We start from the raw sequence: 20,834 nt of genomic DNA, 5'->3' as shown, positions 1-20,834 counted from the left end.
TCGTTCGTGCATCTCATCGCTGAAGGAATCATCATGCCCACGGAATCCCAACCCGTGCCTCATCCCAGAACACCTGCGGCCCCGGCCGCACCGGAGATCCTGACGGGAGCCCAGGCGATCGTCCGATCGCTCGAGCTCCTCGGGGTCACCGACATCTTCGGTCTGCCCGGCGGCGCGATCCTGCCGACCTACGACCCGCTGATGGACTCGACGAAGCTCCGTCACATCCTGGTCCGACACGAGCAGGGCGCCGGCCACGCGGCGGAAGGATACGCCGCCGCCGGTGGCGGGATCGGCGTGTGCATCGCGACGTCCGGCCCCGGCGCGACGAACCTCGTCACCGCCATCGCCGACGCCTACATGGACTCGGTGCCGATGGTCGCGATCACCGGTCAGGTGTTCTCGACCCTCATGGGCACTGACGCGTTCCAGGAGGCGGACATCGTCGGCATCACCATGCCGATCACGAAGCACTCCTTCCTCGTCAAGACCCCGGAGGAGGTCCCGGCGGCCATCGCCGCGGCCTACGAGATCGCGGGTACCGGCCGTCCCGGACCGGTGCTGGTCGACATCACGAAGGACGCCCAGCAGGCCGAGGCGCCGTTCATCTGGCCGCCGAAGGTCGACCTGCCCGGCTACCGCCCGGTGACGAAGGCGCACGGCAAGCAGATCCAGGCCGCTGCGCAGCTGCTCGTCAACGCCAAGAAGCCGGTGCTGTACGTCGGTGGCGGCGTGATCCGCTCCAAGGCCTCCGAGGAACTGCTCGCGCTGGCGGAGGCGACCGGGGCTCCGGTGGTGACGACGCTCATGGCTCGCGGGGCGTTCCCCGACTCGCACACGCAGCACCTCGGCATGCCCGGCATGCACGGCACCGTCCCGGCAGTGCTCGCGCTGCAGGAGGCCGACCTGCTCGTGTCGCTCGGAGCGCGGTTCGACGACCGCGTGACCGGCAAGGCCTCGCTCTTCGCGCCGAACGCCAAGGTCGTCCACGTTGACGTCGACCCGGCAGAGATCTCGAAGATCCGCATCGCGGACGTCCCCATCGTGGGCGACGCGAAGGACGTCATCGTCGACCTCCAGTCGGCGTTCGAGTCGGCCGCCCGCGAGGTCACCCCCGACATCGCCGAGTGGTGGTCCTACCTCGACGGCCTCCGCGAGGAGTTCCCGCTGGGCTACGCCGAGCCGACCGACGGTCTGCTCTCGCCACAGCACGTCATCTCCCGCATCGGCGAGATCACCGGTCCGGAGGGCGTCTTCGCCTCGGGCGTCGGCCAGCACCAGATGTGGGCGGCGCAGTTCATCAAGTACGAGCGTCCGAACTCCTGGTTGAACTCCGGTGGTGCCGGGACCATGGGCTACTCGGTCCCAGCGGCCATGGGCGCCAAGGTGGCCCAGCCCGATCGCCACGTGTGGGCGATCGACGGCGACGGCTGTTTCCAGATGACCAACCAGGAGCTCGCGACCTGCACGATCAACAACATCCCGATCAAGGTCGCGATCATCAACAACTCCTCACTGGGCATGGTCCGACAGTGGCAGACGCTCTTCTACGACGGTCGGTACTCGAACACCGACCTGAACACCGGGCACGACACCATCCGCGTCCCCGACTTCGTCAAGCTGGCCGAGGCCTACGGTTGCCTCGCGATCCGCGTGACGAAGGAGGAGGAGGTCGACGCCGCCATCAAGCTCGCCCTGGAGACGAACGACCGTCCGGTCGTCATCGACTTCGTGGTGAGTGCGGACGCGATGGTGTGGCCGATGGTGCCGCAGGGTGTCAGCAACAGCTACGTCCAGTACGCCAAGGACCACAGTCCGTCGTTCGATGAGGAGGCCTGAGCATGAGCAGCCACGTCCTGAGCCTCCTCGTCGAGGACAAGCCCGGTCTGTTGACCCGCGTCGCCGGGTTGTTCGCCCGCCGGGGCTTCAACATCGAGAGCCTCGCGGTCGGCCACAGCGAGATCGAGGGCCTGTCCCGGATCACGGTCGTCGTCGACGTCGAGGAGCTTCCGCTCGAGCAGGTGACGAAGCAGCTGAACAAGCTCATCAACGTCATCAAGATCGTCGAGCTGGATCCGGCGCAGTCCGTCCAGCGCGAGCACCTGCTCATCAAGGTCCGCGTCGACAACTCCACCCGTTCCCAGGTGCTGGAAGCCGTCAACCTGTTCCGGGCCCGCGTCGTCGACGTGGCGACCGACGCCCTCGTGATCGAGGTCACGGGCGACTCCGGGAAGACGACCGCGCTCCTCAAGGTGCTCGAGCCCTACGGCATCAAGGAGATCGCCCAATCGGGTCTCCTCGCCATCGGGCGCGGCTCGAAGTCCATCACCGAACGCGTCTTCAAGAACTAGTCGCATCTGCGACGTATTGCGAAACCACAACCAAGGAGAGAACCACCAGTGACTGAGATTTTCTACGACCAGGACGCAGACCTGTCGCTCATCCAGGGCAAGAAGGTTGCCGTTATCGGCTACGGCTCGCAGGGCCACGCACACGCGCTCAACCTCCGCGACTCCGGTGTCGAGGTCGTCGTCGGCCTGAAGGACGGCTCGAAGTCGATCGCCAAGGCCGAGGAGCAGGGCTTCACCGTCAAGAACGTCGCCGACGCCTCCGCATGGGCCGACGTCATCGTCATCCTCGCTCCGGACCAGCACCAGCGCACGATCTTCGCCGAGTCCATCAAGGACCAGCTCGCTCCGGGCAAGGCGCTCGTCTTCGGCCACGGCTTCAACATCCGCTTCGGCTACATCGAGGCTCCCGAGGGCGTCGACATCTTCATGGTCGCCCCGAAGGGACCGGGCCACACCGTCCGTCGCGAGTACGAGGCCGGCCGTGGCGTCCCCGTCATCGTCGCCGTCGAGAAGGACGAGACCGGTGGCGCCTGGGCGCTCGCCTGGTCCTACGCCAAGGCGATCGGCGGCCTCCGTGCCGGCGGCATCAAGACCACCTTCACCGAGGAGACCGAGACCGACCTCTTCGGCGAGCAGGCCGTCCTGTGCGGTGGTGTCTCGCAGCTGATCCAGTACGGCTTCGAGACCCTCACCGAGGCCGGGTACCAGCCGCAGATCGCCTACTTCGAGGTGCTCCACGAGCTGAAGCTCATCGTCGACCTCATCTGGGAGGGTGGCATCGCCAAGCAGCGTTGGAGCGTCTCCGACACGGCCGAGTACGGCGACTACGTCTCCGGCCCGCGCGTCATCGACCCGAGCGTCAAGACCAACATGCAGGCGGTCCTCAAGGACATCCAGGACGGCACCTTCGCCAAGCGCTTCATCGACGACCAGGACGCCGGCGCGCCCGAGTTCCTCGAGCTGCGCAAGAAGGGTGAGGACCACCCGATCGAGGCCACCGGTCGCGAGCTGCGCAAGCTCTTCGCGTGGAACGCCTCGAACGATGACGACTACGTCGACGGCAGCGTCGCCCGCTAGTCTCCGCTCGTCCAGCCGCTCAGCGGCACCGAGCCGGAACGCCCGCCCCGATCCGTCGGGGCGGGCGTTCCGTCGTCTGCGGAAGACCTCAGGCCGTCGTCGCTCCGTTCGTGCCGGGCTCGAGGAAGATCTCGATGACCGGGATCGGGGTGTCGGGTTCACCGATCGGCAGGTGCAGGGTCACCGTGTCGGGACCGAGTCCCTTCGGTTGGGTGTGCTGGTTCGGCAGGTCGTGCTCCGGGCGATGCACCTGGAAGGGCACCTCGGAGCCGTCCGACAACAGCTGGGCGTAGCGCACCCGGCCGCCGAGACCGGGCAGGTGCAGGTGCACGAACGGCCAGGCGAAGACGTGCACGTACAGCCGGTCGCCCCGTTGCGTGTACCGGACGTCGGTCGGACTGCTGAACTCCGACGGGCCGCATCCTCGGATCGCCCGCTCGTGGAGCGCGAACCAGTCGGCGAGGACCTCGAGTCGTTCGATCGCGCGCGGATCGATCGTCCCGCGCGCGGTCGGTCCGATGTTCAGCAGGATGTTGCCGTTCTTCGAGACCGAATCGATGAGCATCCGCAGGAGCAGCTCCGGCGACTTGTAGTCGAGGTTGTCACGGTCGTACCCCCAGCTGCCGTTCAGGGTCTGGCAGGCCTCCCACCGGACGGGTTCGCCGTCGGGACCGACCGGCGTCACCACGGGCTGGTACTGCTCCGGGGTGGTGACGTCGCCCGGGAGTTCGAGGCGGTCGTTGATGAGGATCTCCGGCTGCAGCCCGCGGATCATCTCGACGAGTTCCTCGGAGCCCCAATCGGCGGCGCCCTTCCCCGGCAGGCCCTCGATGCCCTGCGAGTAGCTGAAGTCGAAGAAGAGGTAGTCGATCGGGCCGTAGCCGGTGAGCAGCTCGCGTACCTGGCCGTGCAGGTAATCGCGATAGCGGGACCAGTCCCGGTCGGCGTTCGCGGCGAGCGCCTCGGCGTCCTCTCGTCGCGGGTGGATGCCGTCGACCGTGAAGTCGGGGTGATGCCAGTCGATGAGCGAGTGGTAGAAGCCGATCCGGAGCCCCTCGGCGCGGAAGGCCTCCACGAACTCCGCCACGAGGTCGCGGCCGGCGGGCGTGTGCGTGGACGTGAAGTCGGTGAGCGCCGAGTCCCACAGGCAGAAGCCGTCGTGGTGCTTCGTCGTGAGGACCGCGTACCGGAAGCCGGCCGCCTTGGCCTGCTTGGCCCAGGCGCGGGGGTCGAACCGGTCGGGATCGAAGTGTTCGCGGTAGCGCTCGTAGTGTTCGGCCGAGAGGCGCTCCCGCGTCTGCACCCACTCGTGGCGGGCGGGGAGGGCGTAGAGGCCCCAGTGCAGGAACAGTCCGAATCTCGCCTCGTCGAACCAGGCGGTGTCGGGTCTGGGGATGGTGGTCTCGGTCACGGCGGCCCTTCGATCGTCGAGTGGGTTCACGGCGGTGCGGGGGCAGGCTAACACGAAAGGTCGGATGTCTGCCGTCTGGTGGCCGGCGTGGGCGGGGTCGACGAGGGTGGCGCGCGTCGGTGACTCAGACGCCGTGGGATTCGGAGACCTGCACGGGCACGCCGGTGTCCAATGACGCCTTCGCCGCCAACGCGACGGTCAGGGCCGCGAGGGCGCTCCGGCCGGTCACCCGGAACGGTTGGACGTCTCGATCGACGCAGTCGAGGAAGGAGGCCATCTGCCGTCGGTAGGGATCGGCCTCGTCGAGGTCGACGAGGCCGTGCGCGGCGGCCGACCCGAGCGCGTCGACCGCGAGCGGCGGTGTGTGGGTCGGGGACGCGCCGACGAATCGGTGGGCGATGAGCCCGGTGCTGCCCAGCACCTCGATGGCCGAGCTGAAGCCGAAGGCCGGCGGGAGCTCCATGGAGGTGAGGACACGCCCGATGCCGCCGTCGGCGTAGTCGACCGTCGTCTCGATCGGGCGACCGGTGCCGGTGCGGCGTGCTGACACCGATCGGGGCTGGCCGAGGAGCTGGTTCAGTTGGTCGAAGTCGTGGATCGCGAAGTCGACGAGGGGGCCGCCGGAGCGTCGCTCGTCCTGCCACCACGGTGACGGGGCGGCAGGGGAGCTCAGCCGTTCGGCCGTGACGGCGAGGGGTGTGCCGACGGCGCCGGCGCGCACCGCGTCGTCGATCGCCTCGTACCCGCCGAAGAACCGGACGACGTGCGCGACCATGAATATCCGGTCGGACGCGTCGGCGGTGCGCAGGATCGTGTGGGCGTCGGCGAGCGTCAGGGCGATCGGTTTCTCCAGCAGGACGTGTTTGCCGGCACGGAGCGCGCTGACGGCGAGGTCCCGATGGGTGTCGGTCGGCGTGCAGATGACGACGATGCCCACGGAGGCATCCAGGAGCACCTCGTCGACCGAGGTGGTGAGTCGTGCGGCCGGTGCCTCCGGCATGGCTCTCGGCGACCGGGCCGAGCACAGGTAGGCGATCCGGTCCGCTGCACCGAGTCCGGCGAGCGCGCGGACGTGCGCCAGTCCCATGGCACCGGTGCCGATGACGGCGATCCGGTCCGCCGTCACCGCGTCGCCCCTGCGGCCAGGTCCTCGCGCAGGCGGCTGAGGGTCGCGTCGTCGACGTCCCCGCCCAGCATTCTGATGCCCAGGGCGGCGGCTCCGACGAGGCCGTCGGCGACCGGGACGAGTCGGGCCCCGGCGGCAGCCGATGACAGGCGCTCCGCGGCAGAGGGGACGGACGGGAGGAGTCCGTCGACGAGCACGCTGCCGCCGACGACGAGCGTGCGCTCTCGGTGGTCCGGATCCGGAGCCAGCACCCGTTCGACGAGGACGGCCAAACGGTCCACGGCAGCGTCGAGGATGGACCGCGCGACCTCGTCGTCCGCGGCTTGGAAGGCGAGCGGCGCCAGGCGGGCGATGGCGATGGGGGGACCGTCGTTCACCGAGCGGATGAGTGTGTCGAGTACCGGGGACCGGCGGTGGTCGGCGCCACCGGATGAGGACGGGTCCGGAGTGGACCCGATCGCCTGGGAGAGCAGCGGGGTGAGGCCCGTGCGGGGTCCGATGCCGTCGAGATCGGCGGCGACCGCGCGGATCACGCGTCGGGCGATCCAGAATCCGGAGCCGCCATCACCGAGGAGCCAGCCGGCGCCGCCCACCTCTCGGACGACGAGACGGTCCCTGATCCGTCCCGCGACGCTCCCGGTCCCCGCGACGAGTACGACGCCGTCGGGCGCCGCCGAGCCGGAGCCGTACATGCCGAGCAGATCCGGCTCGATGACGACCGGTCCGAGTCCGAGCGGTACGAGGTGCGCGTCCAGGGCGCGGCGATAGGCGTCGGACACCTGCCCCGCCTGCGTGATCACCACGGGCGACCCGGACGGGAGAGGCGACACGGACGTCGTCGTCCTGGCCAGGTCGAGCGCGGCACGAGCTGCGAGCGCGATCTGCGTGGCGGCGCTGTCCACGCCGGACGAGGTCGGATTCCCGCCGCCCGCCCGACCGGAACCGAGGCGACGTCCGGAGGCGTCGACGAGCACCGCCCGGGACGAGGTGCCGCCGGCGTCGACCGCCAGAGTTGTTTTCATCATCGTCATCATCTCGAAACATGTTGCCGTGGGCCACAACGTACTGTAAGAATCAGTTTCGCGTCACTCCAACGAAGGAGAAAAGGAATTTCCATGACTGTTTCCATCCGCACCGACCCACCGGTCGAGCACGCCACCGGCGTGACCAACCGGATTCGGTCGCGGATGCCGGAGATGTCCGGGGTCATGCTGCGTATCGCGGACTATCTGTTGGAGAACCCCGACGCCCCCCTGACCCTCACGATCGGTGAACTCGCCGCCGATTCGGGCGTCTCAGCGGCGACCATCACCCGCTTCTGCCGGATCATCGGATACACCGGCTACGCGCCGTTCCGGGTCGACCTCGCCAAGGACTTCGGTCGCAGCACCGCTCGCGACTCCTGGCAGACCGACATCGGCCGGGCGTTCGGCCCCGACGACTCGGCGACGGACGTCCTGAGCACGCTGCTGAACGCGCACACCCGGACGCTGCGGGAGACCGCCGACGTGATCGACCTCGAGGTCATGCTCGAGATCGCCGCAGCCATCGCGCGCAGCCGGAACGTCGACATCTACGGTGTGGGCGGCAGTGCGATGCTCGCCGACGAGATGCAGGCCAGGCTGTACCGGATCGGCATCAGCACGCACGCCTGGTCGGAGGTCCACGCGGGCCTCACGAGCGCCGCGATCCAGGGCCCCGACTCGGTCGCCCTCGGGATCAGCAACACCGGGCGCACCGAGGAGACCATCCAGATGCTCCGCCAGGCGGGTCGCGCGGGCGCGCTCACGGTGGCGATCAGCAACAACCCGGACTCCCCGCTCGTCGCCGCGTCGACCCTGGCCATCATCACCTCGGCCCACGAACGGTTCCTGCAGCCCGACGACCTCTCCGCCAAGCACGGTCAGCTGTTCGTCCTGGATCTGTTGTACCTGTTCGTCGCGCAGCAGAACTTCGAGCGCACGACCAAGCGCCTCGCGGCCTCCGCCCTCGCGGTCGCCCCGCACCGCCGACCGACCAAGGCCGGAGCCCTGTCCGAGACCGCCTCGCCCGTGGGCGTCTGAGAGGAACCGAGTGAACACCACATCCACCACGAGCTGGACCGATCACGTCGATCGCTACACCGACGAGGTGACCTCGCGCCTCGCGGACATCACCCGGGCGGCACGGTCCGGCGAACTCGACCCCGCGATCGACCTCCTGGTCGCGGCCCTCGAGCGCGGAGCGGTCATCCAGGCGTTCGGCACCGGCCACTCGGAGGCGTTCGCGATGGAGATCGCCGGACGCGCCGGCGGACTGATCCCGACGAACAAGATCGCGCTGCGGGACGTCGTCCTCCGCGGCGCACGGTCCGTCGACGACCTCGGTGGTGCCGCGCTGGAGCGCAGCGGCGATGTCGCAGCGGAGCTCTTCGCGATCTCTCCGGTGGGGGAGGGTGACGTGTTCATCATCGCGTCGAACTCCGGCGTCAACGGGTCGATCGTGGGACTCGCCCTGATCGCCAAGGAACACGGCCACCCCGTCATCGCCGTGACCTCGCTCGAGCACACCTCGCGCGTCGAGCCGAAGCACCCGAGCGGGCTGCGGCTCTCCGAGGTGGCCGACGTGGTGCTCGACAACCGTGCTCCGTTCGGTGACGCGACCATCGAGGTCCAGGACGGCGTCCCGGTCGGCGCGGTGTCCTCGATCACGGCGGCCTACCTCGCGCAGCTCCTCACCATCGGCGTCGCGGCGAGGATCGCGGCGACCGGCGAGACCCCACCGCTCTACATCTCGGCCAACATCCCGGGCGGCGACGAGCACAACAGTGTGCTCGAGGACCGCTACCGAGGCCGGATCAGACGTGACGCCTGAACCCGAGGCGTCGCTGCACCCGCACCACACACCCGACAACACCACCCCGACAGCACCACACCCGGGCAACACTCGAATCACTGGAAGGTAGACCGATGGACAAGCAGCCAGCAACGCTCCAACGCCGCGATTTCCTGCGAGGAGCACTCGCGACCGCGATCCTCCTCCCGCTGGGCGGGACGCTCGCGTCCTGTGTCGGCGGCGGAGGCGGGGCGACGACCACCGGCGGACCGGTCTCGGCCGACAACCCGTTCGGGATGGCCGCCAACTCGACCGTCGACGCCGTCATCTTCAAGGGCGGGTACGGCATCGAGTACACCGAGTTCGCCGGGAAGCTCGTCGAGAAGCAGCAGGCGGGCTCGACCGTCAAGGTCACGGCCGCCACGAACATCGCGCAGACCCTCCAGCCGCGATTCGTCGCCGGCAACCCGCCGGACGTCATCGACAACAGCGGTGCCGGCCTCATCGGCATCAACACCATCCGCGAGCAGCTCGCCGACCTGACGGACGTCATCGAGGCGAAGAACTACGAGGGCAAGGTCATCAAGGACACCCTGTACCCGGGTGTCGTCGAGCCGGGCACCTTCGACGGCAAGTTCGTGCAGTTGAACTACGTGCTGACGGTCTACGCGATCTGGTACTCGGCGGCACTCTTCGAGGCCAACGGCTGGACGCCCCCGAAGACCTGGGCCGAGGCGCTCGACCTCGGTGCGAAGGCCAAAGCGCAGGGCAAGTACCTGTTCGGTTGGGGCACCGAGGCGGCCACCTACTACCTCACGATGGCGATCGCCTCGGCGATCAAGGAGGGTGGCGACGAGGTCCGTCTCGCGCTCGAGAACCTCGAAGCCGATTGCTGGTCGAAGCCGGCCGTGCAGGACGTGCTCACCGCGATGAAGCAGATCGTCGACGCCGGTTACATCAAGCCCGGCGGTGCGGGGACGCAGTTCACCGCGGCCCAGGCCCAGTGGAGCAACTCGGAGGACTTCATCCTCTACCCCTCGGGTGGCTGGATCGAGAACGAGATGAAGACCCAGACGAAGGACGGGTTCAAGATGACGGGGGCCCCGGAGCCGACCGTCACCGCGAACTCGGCCCTGCCGTACACGGCGCTCCACAGCACCGCGGGTGAGGGCTTCATCGTCCCGTCGCAGGGCAAGAACGTCGGCGGCGGCAAGGAGTTCCTGCGGGCCATGCTGTCGAACGACGCCGCGGTGAACTTCGCCAAGACGACCTTCTCGTCGACGATCGTCAAGGACACGATCCCCGAGGACGGCTTCGGCTCGACGGCGCTCGTGTCCCAGGTGAAGATGCTGAACGACGCCGGCTCCGATGTGTTCTCGTGGAACTTCATCGACCTGTACGGGCTCAACACGGACCTCCTCGTCCTGTGGAACACGTTCCTGCAGGGCGGTTCCGACGTCGCCACGCTCACCAAGGGCATGCAGGACATCTCCGACAAGGTCCGCAACGACGACTCCGTGGACAAGGTCACCGTCAAATGACGGCTGTCGGCACACCGCTCGGGAAGGCGGGAGGGGCTACCCCTCCCGCCGCCCGGCGGCTGCGCCGCCGGGACTTCACGTTCGACCGGGTCACGTTCTTCCTGGTCTTCCTGATCGTGCCGGTGGTGGGGTACGTCGTCTTCGTGGTGTCGCCGTTCGCGCAAGCGGCGTACTACTCGTTGACGAACTGGTCCGGGTTCTCCCCGGGAATGGACTTCGTCGGGTTCTCGAACTACACGAAGCTCTTCCAGGACCAGACCTTCCTCCAGTCCATGGGCAACAGCGTCGCGCTCGCGATCGTCCTGCCGCTCGTGACCCTCGGGATCGCGTTCCTCTTCGCCTCCCTCATCACGATCGGTGGACCGAGCAACGGTCCGATCCGCGGCCTCCGCAACTCGAGCGTGTACCGCGTGATCACCTTCTTCCCGTACGTCGTGCCGGCCATCGTCATCGGCCTCATCTGGAAGCAGATCTACGACCCGTCGTCCGGCCTGCTGAACGGCTTCCTGACCGGCATCGGGCTCGACCAGTTCACGTCCTTCGCCTGGCTCGGTTCGCCGGACACGGCGATGATCGCGACCATGTTCGTCATCGTCTGGGGACTCATCGGGTTCTACACGGTGCTCTTCATCGCCGCGATCAAGGGCGTGCCGGCCGAGGTCTACGAGGCGGCACGGGTCGACGGGGCGGGTCGCCTGCGGACCGCGCTCACGATCACGATCCCGCTGATCCGGGACAACATCCAGACGGCGTACATCTACATGGGCATCCTCGCCCTCGACGCGTTCGTGTACATGGCCGCATTGAACCCCGGCGGCGGCCCCTCCAACACGACGCTCGTGATGTCGCAGCAACTGTTCACGACGGCGTTCACCAAGGGCCAGTTCGGCTACGCCTGTGCGATGGGGGTCGTGCTCGCGCTCGTCACCCTGATGTTCGCCGGTGTCGTCTTCCTGGTCAGCCGGCTCACCGGCGGCAACGATGAAGGGGTGGCGGAATGACCGTCCAGACCACGGCGACGACCGCGAACCCGGCGGTCGTCGGAACCGGCACGCGCACACCGGCCAGCCGCAAGCCGACCACGGGCGACCGCGTCGTCGGGACGGCATCGCACACGGTGCTCATCATCTGGTCGATCGTGGTCGTCGTACCGCTGCTCTGGACGGTCATGTCGTCGTTCAAGACGAGCTCCGAGATCTTCGCCTCGCCGTTCTCACTGCCGTCGACGTGGAGCTTCGACAACTACGTGAACGCGTGGACGACGGCCGGTATCGGGAGCTTCTTCCTGAACTCGATCGTGGTGGTGTTCGGCGCCCTCATCGTGACCATGCTGTTCGGCTCGATGTGTGCGTACGTCCTGGCGCGGTTCCGCTTCTTCGGGAGCCGGGCCATCTACTACCTGATGCTCGCCGGTCTCACCTTCCCGGTGTTCCTCGCGATCGTGCCGTTGTTCTTCGTGCTGCAGAGCCTCGGGTTGCTCAACTCGCTCCCGGGACTCATCCTCACCTACGCTGCGTTCGCCTTCCCGTTCACCGTGTTCTTCCTGTTCTCGTTCTTCAAGTCGCTGCCGGTCTCCATCGCGGAGGCGGCCGCGATCGACGGAGCAGGGGAGTGGCGGACCTTCTTCCAGGTGATGCTGCCCATGGCGAGGCCGGGGCTCGCGACCGTCGCGATCCTCAACTTCGTCGGGCTGTGGAACCAGTTCCTCCTGCCGGTGGCGCTCAACTCGAACCCGCAGAACTACGTCCTGACGCAGGGGATGGCGTCGTTCGCCGCCCAGGCCGGGTACTCGGTGGACTTCGGTGCGCTCTTCGCGGCGTCCGTGATCACCGTGGTCCCCGTGCTCATCGTGTACCTGATCTTCCAGCGACAGCTGCAGGGTTCGGTGTCGCAGGGCACGGACAAGTAGCGCAGCGGCGTGCGCGTCCTCGGCTCGAGCGGATCACTGGAACAATGGGTCCAATGAGCCTCCAGTCGCCAATCGCCGTCGAGATCGCCGTCCAGGACGTGGAGGGGGTCCGCATCGCCATCCGCGAGGGAGCCCAGCGGGTCGAGTTGTGCCAGGCCCTCGGCACCGGTGGGCTCACCCCCTCCATCGGACTGGTCATGGCGGCGGTCCGTGCTGCGGACGAAGCCGGGCTCAGCGACTTCGTGCACGTGCTCGTGCGTCCGCGAGAGGGTGGTTTCGTCTACTCGCCCGCGGAGATCGACGTCATGTCCGGCGACATCCTCGCGCTCGAGGCCGCGGGTGCTGCGGGCATCGTGGTCGGCGCCCTCCGGTCCGACCGGACGATCGACCTGGAGGCGCTGGCTCAGCTGCGTCAGGCTGCGGGTTCGCTCGCGGTGACGTTCCACCGGGCCGTCGACGCCACGACCGACCCCGTCCGGTCCGCCGACCAGCTGCGCGACGCCGGTGTGGACCGTCTGTTGACGTCCGGCGGCGCGCGCGCGAGCATCGACGGCGCGGAGAAGCTCGCGCAGATGGCCTCGAGGGGTGACAGCTCGATGCAGATCATGGCCGGTGGCGGCGTCACGATCGATGCGATCCCCGCCCTCGCCCGGGCGGGTGTCGACGCGGTGCACCTGTCCGCCCGTCGTCGTGCCGGCCGGGTCACCGAGACCGGCCCCGGCGGAGGGTCGCCGAGCTACGACATCACGGACGCGACGACCGTCGCTCGCGCGGTTGCCGCGGCCAGGCGCGCCGCCGTCGCCGTCTGAGATCCGTCGCCACCGAGGGGATCGTCGATCGGTCCTATCGAGCGATCAGAGTGCCACGATGACGAGGGCGAGGATCAGCACGAGCTGACTGATCAGTCGTGGGACGAACGGTACGGCGAGGCGACCGAACCGCTCGGGCTGGCGTGCGGCCGCGGCGTTCGCCGGGAACACCGCGACGAGGAACACGATCAGGCAGACCACTGCGGCGAGCCTGGTGGGTGGGACGAGCAGGCCGACGCCGCCCGCGATCTCGCACACACCGGTGAAGACGACGAGCATCCGCGGTGTGATGGTGCTGTTCCGGAAGGGTCCCGGGATCATCGCGGCCATGGTCTTCGCCGGTCCAGGCAGGAAGTGGAGGACTCCCATGCCGATGAACATGATCGCGAGGACGACGGTCAGGACGGACTGCAGGAGCTGGAACGGGTTCACCAGGCAATTCTGCTCCGTCGAGTCCGGATCGCCGCACTCGGTGGTCGGCCCGGCGGCGATAGGCTGACGGTATGACTGAGCCGCGGGACGAAGACGCGCTGAGCTGGGCGGGCGACGACGATCCGACGCTCGACACCTCGGCTTCCGGCGACCGGACCACGCTCGAGCCCGCATCGCAGGAGCCGATCATGCGTGGTCGGGCGACCGCGGCGGTCCCGTCGGCCTCGGAGTCGGCCGGTCCGGTCGCGGAACCGGTGGCCCCTCCTGTCGAGGTCGACGTCGCGAAGCCGACCGATGGGGTCGCGGATGAGGCTGCCGCCGGAGAGCGCGAGCAGATGAGTTCGGTCATGCTCGTCACGCTGGGCATCTTCGGTGGGGTCTTCCTGCTGTACAGCGTCGGTTGGCTGATCTCGGCGTTCCGTCCTGACGCGGCCGTCCCGAGCGACGCGGTCGGCCGGTTCATGTTCGATCTCGGACAGGGACTCGCGGTCGCCGCGGGACCCGTCTGGATGGCGGCGACCCTCTGGTTGACCCGCGGCGGCAGACCGGTCGTCAGGATCGCGATGCTCCTGCTCGGTGTCGTGCTCATCCTGCCCTGGCCGTTCCTCCGAGGAGTGTGACCCTGATGCCCTCCACCACCGCGGACCCCGTGTCGAAACCCGCCGCCGAGCGGCCCGGCTGGCTCAGCTGGTCCATCGCCGTCCTGTTCGGCCTGTTCTTCGCCTATGACGTCTTCGAGGCCGCCGGCAACCTCGTCGGCATCGTCGGAACGGCGAACGGCCTCGCCGTGCCGGTGCTGCCACTCGGCTGGGTCGTCCTCATCGGCGGCCTGCTCCTGCCGATCGTGGCCTTCGCGATCGCCTTCTGGACCGGTCGCGACCGGTCGCTCGGCGAGCAGGCCGTGCGCTACCTCGTCGCACTGTGCGTCGTCGCGGCGATCTCGCTGTCGGTCCTCGCGATGTTCGGCGCCCAGCAGTTGATCGACCTCTCCGTCTGACCCGGCCGCCGCCTCGTCACACGACGAAGCGCCCGGTGCGCCTCCGATAGGCTTGCGATGGCCGCCGGACACCGACGCGCTGCCCACCCCACTGCTACTGCGAAGGAACCGTTCCGTGTCGAAACCGGTCGTACTGATCGCCGAAGAACTCTCACCAGCCACCGTCGACGCCCTCGGGCCCGACTTCGACGTGCGCTCCGTCGACGGGACGGACCGCCCGGCTCTGCTCGCGGCGATCGCCGACGCCGACGCCATCCTGGTCCGATCCGCGACCAAGGTCGACGAAGAGGCCATCCAGGCAGCCACCCGGTTGAAAGTCGTCGCGCGCGCGGGTGTCGGTCTCGACAACGTCGACATCAAGGCGGCCACGACGGCCGGCGTCATGGTCGTCAACGCGCCGACGTCGAACATCATCTCCGCGGCCGAGCTCACCGTCGGGCACATCCTGAGCCTCGCCCGCCACATCCCGGCCGCGCACGCCGCGCTCGCCCAGGGGCAGTGGAAGCGGTCCAAGTACACGGGTACCGAGCTGTACGAGAAGACCATCGGCATCATCGGCCTCGGCCGTATCGGTGCCCTCATCACGGCCCGTCTGCAGGCCTTCGGCACGAACGTCATCGCGTACGACCCGTACATCACGTCCGCTCGTGCGCAGCAGCTCGGGGTGCAGCTGGTCACGCTCGACGAGCTGCTGGCACAGTCCGACTTCATCACGATCCACATGCCGAAGACGCCAGAGACGACGGGCATGATCGCCGGTCCGCAGTTCGCGCTGATGAAGCCGACGGCCTACGTCGTCAACGTCGCCCGCGGCGGCCTGATCGACGAGGACGCGCTGTACGAGGCGCTGTCCAACAACGTCATCGCCGGTGCCGGCCTCGACGTCTTCGTCAGCGAGCCGCCCACCGACACGAAGCTCCTCGGGCTCGAGAACGTCATCGTGACGCCGCACCTCGGTGCCTCCACCGATGAGGCGCAGGAGAAGGCCGGCGTCTCGGTCGCCAAGTCCGTGCGCCTCGCGCTCGGCGGCGAACTCGTCCCGGACGCGGTCAACGTCGCCGGCGGTGTGATCGACCCCTACGTCCGTCCCGGCATCCCGCTCGTCGAGAAGCTCGGGCAGGTCTTCGCCGCGCTGTCGACCTCGTCGCTCACGAGCGTCGACGTCGAGGTCCACGGCGAACTGAGCGGGTACGACGTCAGCGTGCTGAAGCTGGCCGCGCTCAAGGGGATCTTCACGAACATCGTCAGCGAGACGGTCTCGTACGTGAACGCTCCGCTGCTCGCCGAGCAGCGCGGTGTCGTCACGCGCCTGCTCACCGACGAGGTGAGCGAGGAGTACCGCAACGTCATCACGCTGCGCGGAGCTCTCAGCGACGGATCGCAGATCTCGGTGTCGGGCACGCTGACGGGCACGAAGCAGACCGAGAAGATCGTCGAGATCAACGGCTACGACGTCGAGGTGCCGTTCGCGAAGCACCACATCGTGATGGTCTACACCGACCGGCCCGGCATCGTGGCCGTCTACGGTCAGCGTTTCGGCGAGGCGGGCATCAACATCGCGGGCATGCAGATCGCCCGTCACGAGGCCGGCGGCCCTGCGCTGAGCGTGCTGACGGTCGACTCACCGGTCGCAGACGACGTCCTCGAGGTCATCCGCGAGACGATCGACGCGACGCTGCTCCGCGAGATCGACATCACCGAGCAGTAGCCCGACCGCCGCTGCGACCCGATGCCCCGTGCCGACCGGTGCGGGGCATCGTCGTCGCTAGGTCGAGACGCCGACGCCGAGACGCCTTCGCCGCTTCGGTACGCCCGGCGGGGGTCGCGGCTCAGCGACCGCCGGCGGGAAGCAGTCGCGCGATGACGGCCAGGAGCCGCTCGATCGACTCGTCGCTGCCCTCATCGGGATCGCTGACCCCCATGCCGAGCTGCGCCGTGTTGGCGTAGAGGCCGTCGGACATCAACACGATCGCGCGGGCGGTGTCGGGATCGCCGACGGCGTCCTCCACCGTGCGCAACCAGCTCCGGCGGATGTCCGCCATCGCCTCGCTCGCCTGAGCGTGCTGTCCCTGCGCCAGCCGCGCGACGGCGATGATCGTCCGGTCGAACGGGGTGCCGCAGTCGACGGAGGTCCGCACGAAGTACTCGACGACACCCTCCGGGGCCGCGAGCATCCGCGCCGTGTCGGCCTCGCTCATGTCTGAGAGCCGCTCGATGAGGCCGTCGACGAGGGCCTCCTTGCTGCCGAAGTGGTAGAGCAGACCGCCCTTGGAGACGCCGGCCGCCGTGGCGACGGCGTCGAGGGTGGCGGCGCGTTCACCCTGCTCGATGAGGAGTTCGGCGAAGGCGTCGAGGACGCGTTCTCGGGCTGCGGTCTGCTTCGCCATGGCTCCATCGTATTCGGCTCGTCGGATTCGGATTGATACTATACCGGCTGGACGGTATAGTCGAGCAGGCGGCGCCCGACCGGCGCCGTTCTCCACGCTGTGAAAGAGGTCCCCGTGTCCACCGCCACCGAACCCACCGCCGTCGCCGCTCCCCGTGCCGGCCGGCGAGCCTGGTTCGCGCTCGCCGTCCTCATGCTCCCCGTCCTGCTGGTGTCGGTCGACAACACCGTCCTCAATTTCGCGTTGCCCGCGATCTCGAGCGCGCTCACCCCGACCGGCACGCAGCTGCTGTGGATCGTCGACGTCTACCCGCTGGTCCTCGCCGGCCTGCTCGTGTCGATGGGCAGCCTCGGCGACCGTATCGGTCGTCGTCGCCTCCTGCTCATCGGCTCCGTCGGATTCGGTGTCGTCTCCGTCGCCGCGGCGTTCGCGCCCAGCGCCGAGCTCCTCATCGCGGCTCGGGCGGCGCTCGGGTTCTTCGGAGCGATGCTCATGCCGTCGACGCTCTCGCTGCTGCGGAACATCTTCCTCGACCGCGACCAGCGACGGTTCGCCATCGCCGTCTGGGCCAGCGGGTTCGCCGCCGGCAGCGCGCTCGGGCCGATCGTCGGTGGGATCATCCTCGAGCACTTCGCCTGGGGTGCGGTGTTCCTCCTCGCCGTACCGGTCCTCCTGCCGCTCGTCGTCCTCGCGCCCTTCCTCATCCCGGAGTCGAAGGACCCGAACCCCGGACGCATCGACGTCCCGAGCATCCTGCTCATCCTCCTGACCATGACGCCACTCGTGTTCAGCATCAAGCACCTGGCGGAAGCCGGCTTCGACGTGCTCACGGTCGTCTCGATGGTCGTCGGCGTGGTCAGCGGCGTCCTCTTCATCCGTCGTCAGCTCCGCCTCGAGCACCCGCTGCTCGACCTGAGCCTGTTCCGGCGGGCCTCGTTCAGCGGCGCCGTGGTCATCAACCTGCTGAGCGTGACGGCGCTCGTCGGTGGGCTGTTCTTCGTGTCGCAGCACCTGCAGCTGGTGCTGGGCCTGCAGCCGCTCGACGCCGGGCTCGTCCTGCTCCCCGGGCTCATCGTGATGATCATCGCCGGCCTCGTGATCGTGCCGATCTCCAAGCGGGTCCGTCCGGGCATCGTGGTCCCGATCGCACTCGTCGTCTCCGCCGTCGGATACGCCTCCATCGCGATCACCGGGGGAGACGTGTCGGCCCTCGGGATCGGTCTCGCGTTCGTCGCCCTCGGGCTCGGCATCGGGTCCGCCGAGACGGTGTCGAACGAACTCGTGATCGCGAGTGCGCCGCCGGAGAAGGCCGGCGCGGCGTCCGGTGTCTCCGAGACCGCGTACGAGCTCGGCGCGGTGCTCGGCACGGCGACGCTCGGCACCGTGCTCACCGCCTCCTACCGGTCGTCGGTCGTCCTGCCGGACGGACTGACCGCTGCGCAGCAGCAGGCGGCGGGGGAGACCCTGGGTGGTGCGGCGAACGTCGCCGCGCAGCTGCCCGGCGACCTCGCGGGTGCACTCATGGACTCCGCGCGGCACGCCTTCGACAGCGGTGTCGGTGTCGCAGCGTGGATCGGCGTCGGCCTCATCGTGGCCGCCATGCTCGTCGCGGCGATCGGTCTGCGCCAGGTCCGGTAGCGCTCTGTCGATCGTGCCACCCGGAGACGGGTGGCACGATCCGCCCGAGGTCGGAGGCGTTAAGCTGGGCGCACACCGTCGTCGCATCCTCAGGAGTCGCATGTCCCGCACCGTCAAGCTCGCAGTCATCCCCGGCGACGGGATCGGTCCCGAGGTCGTCGGCGAGGCGCTCAAGGTCCTCGATGCGGCGGTGCAGGGTGGCGACGTCCGGTTCGAGCAGACGCCCTTCTCGCTCGGCGCCGGCCGGTTCCTCGAGACGGGCGACGTGCTGACCGACGCGGACCTCGCCGCGATCGCCTCGCACGACGCCATCCTCCTCGGAGCGGTCGGCGGCGTGCCCGGCGACCCCCGGCTCGTGAACGCGAACATCGAGCGAGGGCTGCTCCTCAAGCTCCGGTTCAGGCTCGACCACTACGTCAACCTGCGCCCGACCGTCGTGTACCCGGGCGTCCCGAGCCCGCTGAGCGAGCCCGGCGACGTGGACTTCGTCGTCGTCCGCGAGGGCACGGAGGGGCCGTACGTCGGCAACGGCGGAGCGATCCGCCAGGGCACGCCGCACGAGATCGCGAACGAGGTGTCGGTCAACACCGCGTACGGGGTGGAGCGGGTCGTGCGCTATGCGTTCGCCGCCGCGGCCGCGCGTCGGGGGAAGCTCACCCTCGTCCACAAGACCAACGTCCTCGTCTTCGCCGGGTCGCTCTGGAAGCGCGTCGTCGACGCGGTGTCCGCGGAGTTCCCCGACGTCGCGGTCGACTACCTGCACGTCGACGCGGCCACCATCTTCCTCGTCACGGATCCTGCTAGATTTGACGTCATCGTCACGGACAACCTCTTCGGCGACATCCTCACCGATCTGGCCGGCGCGATCAGCGGCGGCATCGGACTCGCGGCCTCGGGAAACATCAACCCGGACGGCACGTACCCGAGCATGTTCGAGCCCGTCCACGGATCGGCGCCCGACATCGCCGGGAAGCAGCTGGCCGACCCGACCGCCGCCATCCTCTCCGTCTCCTTGATGCTGTCGCATCTCGGGCTCGAGACGGAGGCGGCGCGAGTCGCCACTGCCGTCACCGCCGACATCGCCGCCCGCACCGGCGCAGCACGCACGACGACCGAGGTCGGCGATGCGATCGCAGCCCTCGCGGCGAACCGGTAGACGCCCACCAGACACGCAGATCACGACGGAAGACACCATCATGACGATCAACCTCCCCATGGCGCAGCGCGAGCTCGCCTTCACCGTGACCCCCAACGAGCAGCCCGTCCCCGACGCCGAGCGCGACGTGATCCTCGCCGATCCGGGCTTCGGGCAGCACTTCACCGACCACATGGTCGACATCTGCTGGTCCGAGCGCGGTGGATGGCACCGCCCACGGGTCCAGGCGTACGGTCCGATCTCGCTCGACCCGGCCGCCGCCGTCCTCCACTACGCCCAGGAGATCTTCGAGGGACTGAAGGCGTACCGTCACGCCGACGGCTCCATCTGGTCGTTCCGCCCCGATGCCAACGGCCGCCGCCTGCAGCGCTCGGCCAAGCGGCTCGCGCTGCCGGAGCTCCCGGTCGAGTACTTCGTCGAGTCGATCAAGCAGCTCATCGCCGTCGACGGCGCCTGGGTGCCGTCCGCGCCGGAGACCAGCCTGTACCTGCGGCCGTTCATGTTCGCCAAGGAGGCCTTCCTCGGTGTGCGCCCGGCGAAGAAGGTCAACTACTACGTCATCGCCAGCCCGGCCGGAGCGTACTTCACGGGCGGCGTCACCCCCGTGTCCATCTGGCTGTCCACCGACTACAGCCGTGCGGGCAAGGGCGGCACCGGGGCGGCGAAGACCGGGGGAAACTACGCGTCCTCCCTGCTCCCGCAGGCCGAGGCGTACGAGCACGGGTGCGCCCAGGTGCTCTTCCTGGACGCACAGGAGGCGACCTACATCGAAGAGCTCGGCGGGATGAACGTCGTCCTCGTCAAGCGCGACGGCACGCTCGTCACGCCGGAGTCGGACTCGATCCTCGAGGGCATCACCCGCGACAGCATCCTGCAGCTCGCGGAGGACCGCGGACACCGGGTGGAGCGCCGCCGGGTCACGATCGACGAATGGCGCGATGGCGTGGAGAGCGGCGACATCGTCGAGGTGTTCGCCTGCGGGACGGCTGCGGTCGTCACACCGATCGCACAGCTGAAGGCCAAGGACTTCACCGTGGGCGACGCCGACGCTCCGGCGGGCGAACTCACGATGTCGCTGCGTCAGGAACTGACCGACATCCAGTACGGCCGCCTGCCCGACCGTCACGGGTGGATGACGCGTCTCGACGCCGAGTAGCCTCCGAGCAGCCTGGGAAGCCCCGCACCT

20 protein-coding genes are annotated in these 20,834 nt (G+C 68.7%); 15 read left to right on the top strand and 5 right to left on the bottom strand.

Annotated features, from left to right (window positions below; all coding sequences use genetic code 11):
- Positions 1-33 precede the first annotated feature (33 nt).
- The 3 genes from BIU99_RS09640 to ilvC are packed head-to-tail and all read left to right on the top strand — an operon-like array spanning position 34 to position 3,428.
- Positions 34-1,839, top strand: coding sequence for an acetolactate synthase large subunit (locus BIU99_RS09640; protein WP_064296247.1), 1,806 nt, complete (start codon positions 34-36; stop codon positions 1,837-1,839).
- Between the two features lie 2 nt (positions 1,840-1,841).
- Positions 1,842-2,351, top strand: a complete 510-nt coding sequence (gene ilvN, locus BIU99_RS09635; protein ID WP_064296248.1) for an acetolactate synthase small subunit — start codon at positions 1,842-1,844, stop codon at positions 2,349-2,351.
- Positions 2,352-2,399: 48 nt separating this feature from the next.
- Complete coding sequence (gene ilvC, locus BIU99_RS09630; RefSeq protein ID WP_064296249.1) at positions 2,400-3,428, top strand: ketol-acid reductoisomerase; 1,029 nt, start codon at positions 2,400-2,402, stop codon at positions 3,426-3,428.
- 88 nt (positions 3,429-3,516) lie between these two features.
- Here ilvC and BIU99_RS09625 read toward each other — a convergent pair whose 3' ends face one another.
- From BIU99_RS09625 to BIU99_RS09615, 3 genes are all read right to left on the bottom strand, one after another.
- On the bottom strand, positions 3,517-4,839 hold the full coding sequence (locus BIU99_RS09625) for an alpha-L-fucosidase (RefSeq protein WP_254773604.1): 1,323 nt from the start codon (positions 4,837-4,839) through the stop codon (positions 3,517-3,519).
- Positions 4,840-4,963: 124 nt separating this feature from the next.
- Positions 4,964-5,965: a Gfo/Idh/MocA family protein gene (locus tag BIU99_RS09620; protein WP_082916178.1), complete on the bottom strand. Its 1,002-nt coding sequence runs from the start codon at positions 5,963-5,965 to the stop codon at positions 4,964-4,966.
- Positions 5,962-6,987, bottom strand: coding sequence for an N-acetylglucosamine kinase (locus BIU99_RS09615; protein WP_175484374.1), 1,026 nt, complete (start codon positions 6,985-6,987; stop codon positions 5,962-5,964). Before BIU99_RS09615 ends, BIU99_RS09620 begins: the two co-directional genes overlap by 4 nt.
- A 93-nt stretch (positions 6,988-7,080) precedes the next feature.
- Here BIU99_RS09615 and BIU99_RS09610 point away from each other — a divergent pair, with 93 nt between their 5' ends.
- The 6 genes from BIU99_RS09610 to BIU99_RS09585 all read left to right on the top strand — a co-directional run bounded on the left by BIU99_RS09610 (position 7,081) and on the right by BIU99_RS09585 (position 13,038).
- A complete protein-coding gene (locus BIU99_RS09610; RefSeq protein WP_083397280.1) occupies positions 7,081-8,028 on the top strand; it encodes a MurR/RpiR family transcriptional regulator in 948 nt (315 codons plus the stop codon).
- Positions 8,029-8,038: 10 nt separating this feature from the next.
- Positions 8,039-8,818 (top strand): sugar isomerase domain-containing protein, encoded by a 780-nt coding sequence (locus tag BIU99_RS09605; protein WP_083397279.1) that lies wholly within the window; start codon positions 8,039-8,041, stop codon positions 8,816-8,818.
- A gap of 95 nt (positions 8,819-8,913) precedes the next feature.
- Positions 8,914-10,320 carry an N-acetylglucosamine/diacetylchitobiose ABC transporter substrate-binding protein gene (ngcE, locus tag BIU99_RS09600; RefSeq protein WP_064296252.1) on the top strand — a complete coding sequence of 469 codons (1,407 nt, stop codon included), beginning with the start codon at positions 8,914-8,916 and terminating at the stop codon, positions 10,318-10,320.
- On the top strand, positions 10,317-11,321 hold the full coding sequence (locus BIU99_RS09595; RefSeq protein ID WP_071260927.1) for a carbohydrate ABC transporter permease: 1,005 nt from the start codon (positions 10,317-10,319) through the stop codon (positions 11,319-11,321). The genes ngcE and BIU99_RS09595 overlap by 4 nt, the downstream gene beginning before the upstream one ends.
- Positions 11,318-12,229 (top strand): carbohydrate ABC transporter permease, encoded by a 912-nt coding sequence (locus BIU99_RS09590; RefSeq protein ID WP_064296254.1) that lies wholly within the window; start codon positions 11,318-11,320, stop codon positions 12,227-12,229. The genes BIU99_RS09595 and BIU99_RS09590 overlap by 4 nt, the downstream gene beginning before the upstream one ends.
- 53 nt (positions 12,230-12,282) lie before the next feature.
- Positions 12,283-13,038, top strand: a complete 756-nt coding sequence (locus tag BIU99_RS09585; protein ID WP_064296255.1) for a copper homeostasis protein CutC — start codon at positions 12,283-12,285, stop codon at positions 13,036-13,038.
- Between the two features lie 45 nt (positions 13,039-13,083).
- Here the strand turns inward: BIU99_RS09585 and BIU99_RS09580 are convergent, their stop codons facing one another.
- On the bottom strand, positions 13,084-13,470 hold the full coding sequence (locus BIU99_RS09580; protein ID WP_254773603.1) for a DoxX family protein: 387 nt from the start codon (positions 13,468-13,470) through the stop codon (positions 13,084-13,086).
- A 71-nt stretch (positions 13,471-13,541) separates the two neighbouring features.
- On the opposite strand from BIU99_RS09580, the gene BIU99_RS09575 reads away from it, so the two are divergent.
- The 3 genes from BIU99_RS09575 to serA all read left to right on the top strand — a co-directional run bounded on the left by BIU99_RS09575 (position 13,542) and on the right by serA (position 16,175).
- On the top strand, positions 13,542-14,090 hold the full coding sequence (locus BIU99_RS09575) for a hypothetical protein (protein ID WP_071260925.1): 549 nt from the start codon (positions 13,542-13,544) through the stop codon (positions 14,088-14,090).
- A gap of 5 nt (positions 14,091-14,095) precedes the next feature.
- Positions 14,096-14,467, top strand: a complete 372-nt coding sequence (locus BIU99_RS09570) for a hypothetical protein (RefSeq protein WP_083397276.1) — start codon at positions 14,096-14,098, stop codon at positions 14,465-14,467.
- A gap of 115 nt (positions 14,468-14,582) precedes the next feature.
- Positions 14,583-16,175: a phosphoglycerate dehydrogenase gene (gene serA / locus BIU99_RS09565; protein ID WP_071260923.1), complete on the top strand. Its 1,593-nt coding sequence runs from the start codon at positions 14,583-14,585 to the stop codon at positions 16,173-16,175.
- A 121-nt stretch (positions 16,176-16,296) separates the two neighbouring features.
- Here serA and BIU99_RS20335 read toward each other — a convergent pair whose 3' ends face one another.
- Positions 16,297-16,854, bottom strand: coding sequence for a TetR/AcrR family transcriptional regulator (locus BIU99_RS20335; RefSeq protein ID WP_071260922.1), 558 nt, complete (start codon positions 16,852-16,854; stop codon positions 16,297-16,299).
- Between the two features lie 114 nt (positions 16,855-16,968).
- Here BIU99_RS20335 and BIU99_RS09555 point away from each other — a divergent pair, with 114 nt between their 5' ends.
- The 3 genes from BIU99_RS09555 to BIU99_RS09545 all read left to right on the top strand — a co-directional run bounded on the left by BIU99_RS09555 (position 16,969) and on the right by BIU99_RS09545 (position 20,804).
- Positions 16,969-18,492, top strand: a complete 1,524-nt coding sequence (locus tag BIU99_RS09555; RefSeq protein ID WP_071261226.1) for an MFS transporter — start codon at positions 16,969-16,971, stop codon at positions 18,490-18,492.
- A 100-nt stretch (positions 18,493-18,592) separates the two neighbouring features.
- A complete protein-coding gene (locus tag BIU99_RS09550) occupies positions 18,593-19,648 on the top strand; it encodes a 3-isopropylmalate dehydrogenase (protein ID WP_071260920.1) in 1,056 nt (351 codons plus the stop codon).
- A gap of 40 nt (positions 19,649-19,688) precedes the next feature.
- Complete coding sequence (locus tag BIU99_RS09545; protein WP_083397275.1) at positions 19,689-20,804, top strand: branched-chain amino acid aminotransferase; 1,116 nt, start codon at positions 19,689-19,691, stop codon at positions 20,802-20,804.
- The last annotated feature ends 30 nt before the right edge of the window (positions 20,805-20,834 follow it).

This window comes from Plantibacter sp. MMLR14_011 (genome assembly GCF_001865025.1).
GTDB classification, from domain to species: Bacteria; Actinomycetota; Actinomycetes; order Actinomycetales; family Microbacteriaceae; genus Plantibacter; species Plantibacter flavus_A.
The sequence above is the reverse complement of the archived record's forward strand: the minus strand, read 5'-3'. Positions and strand labels throughout refer to the sequence as shown.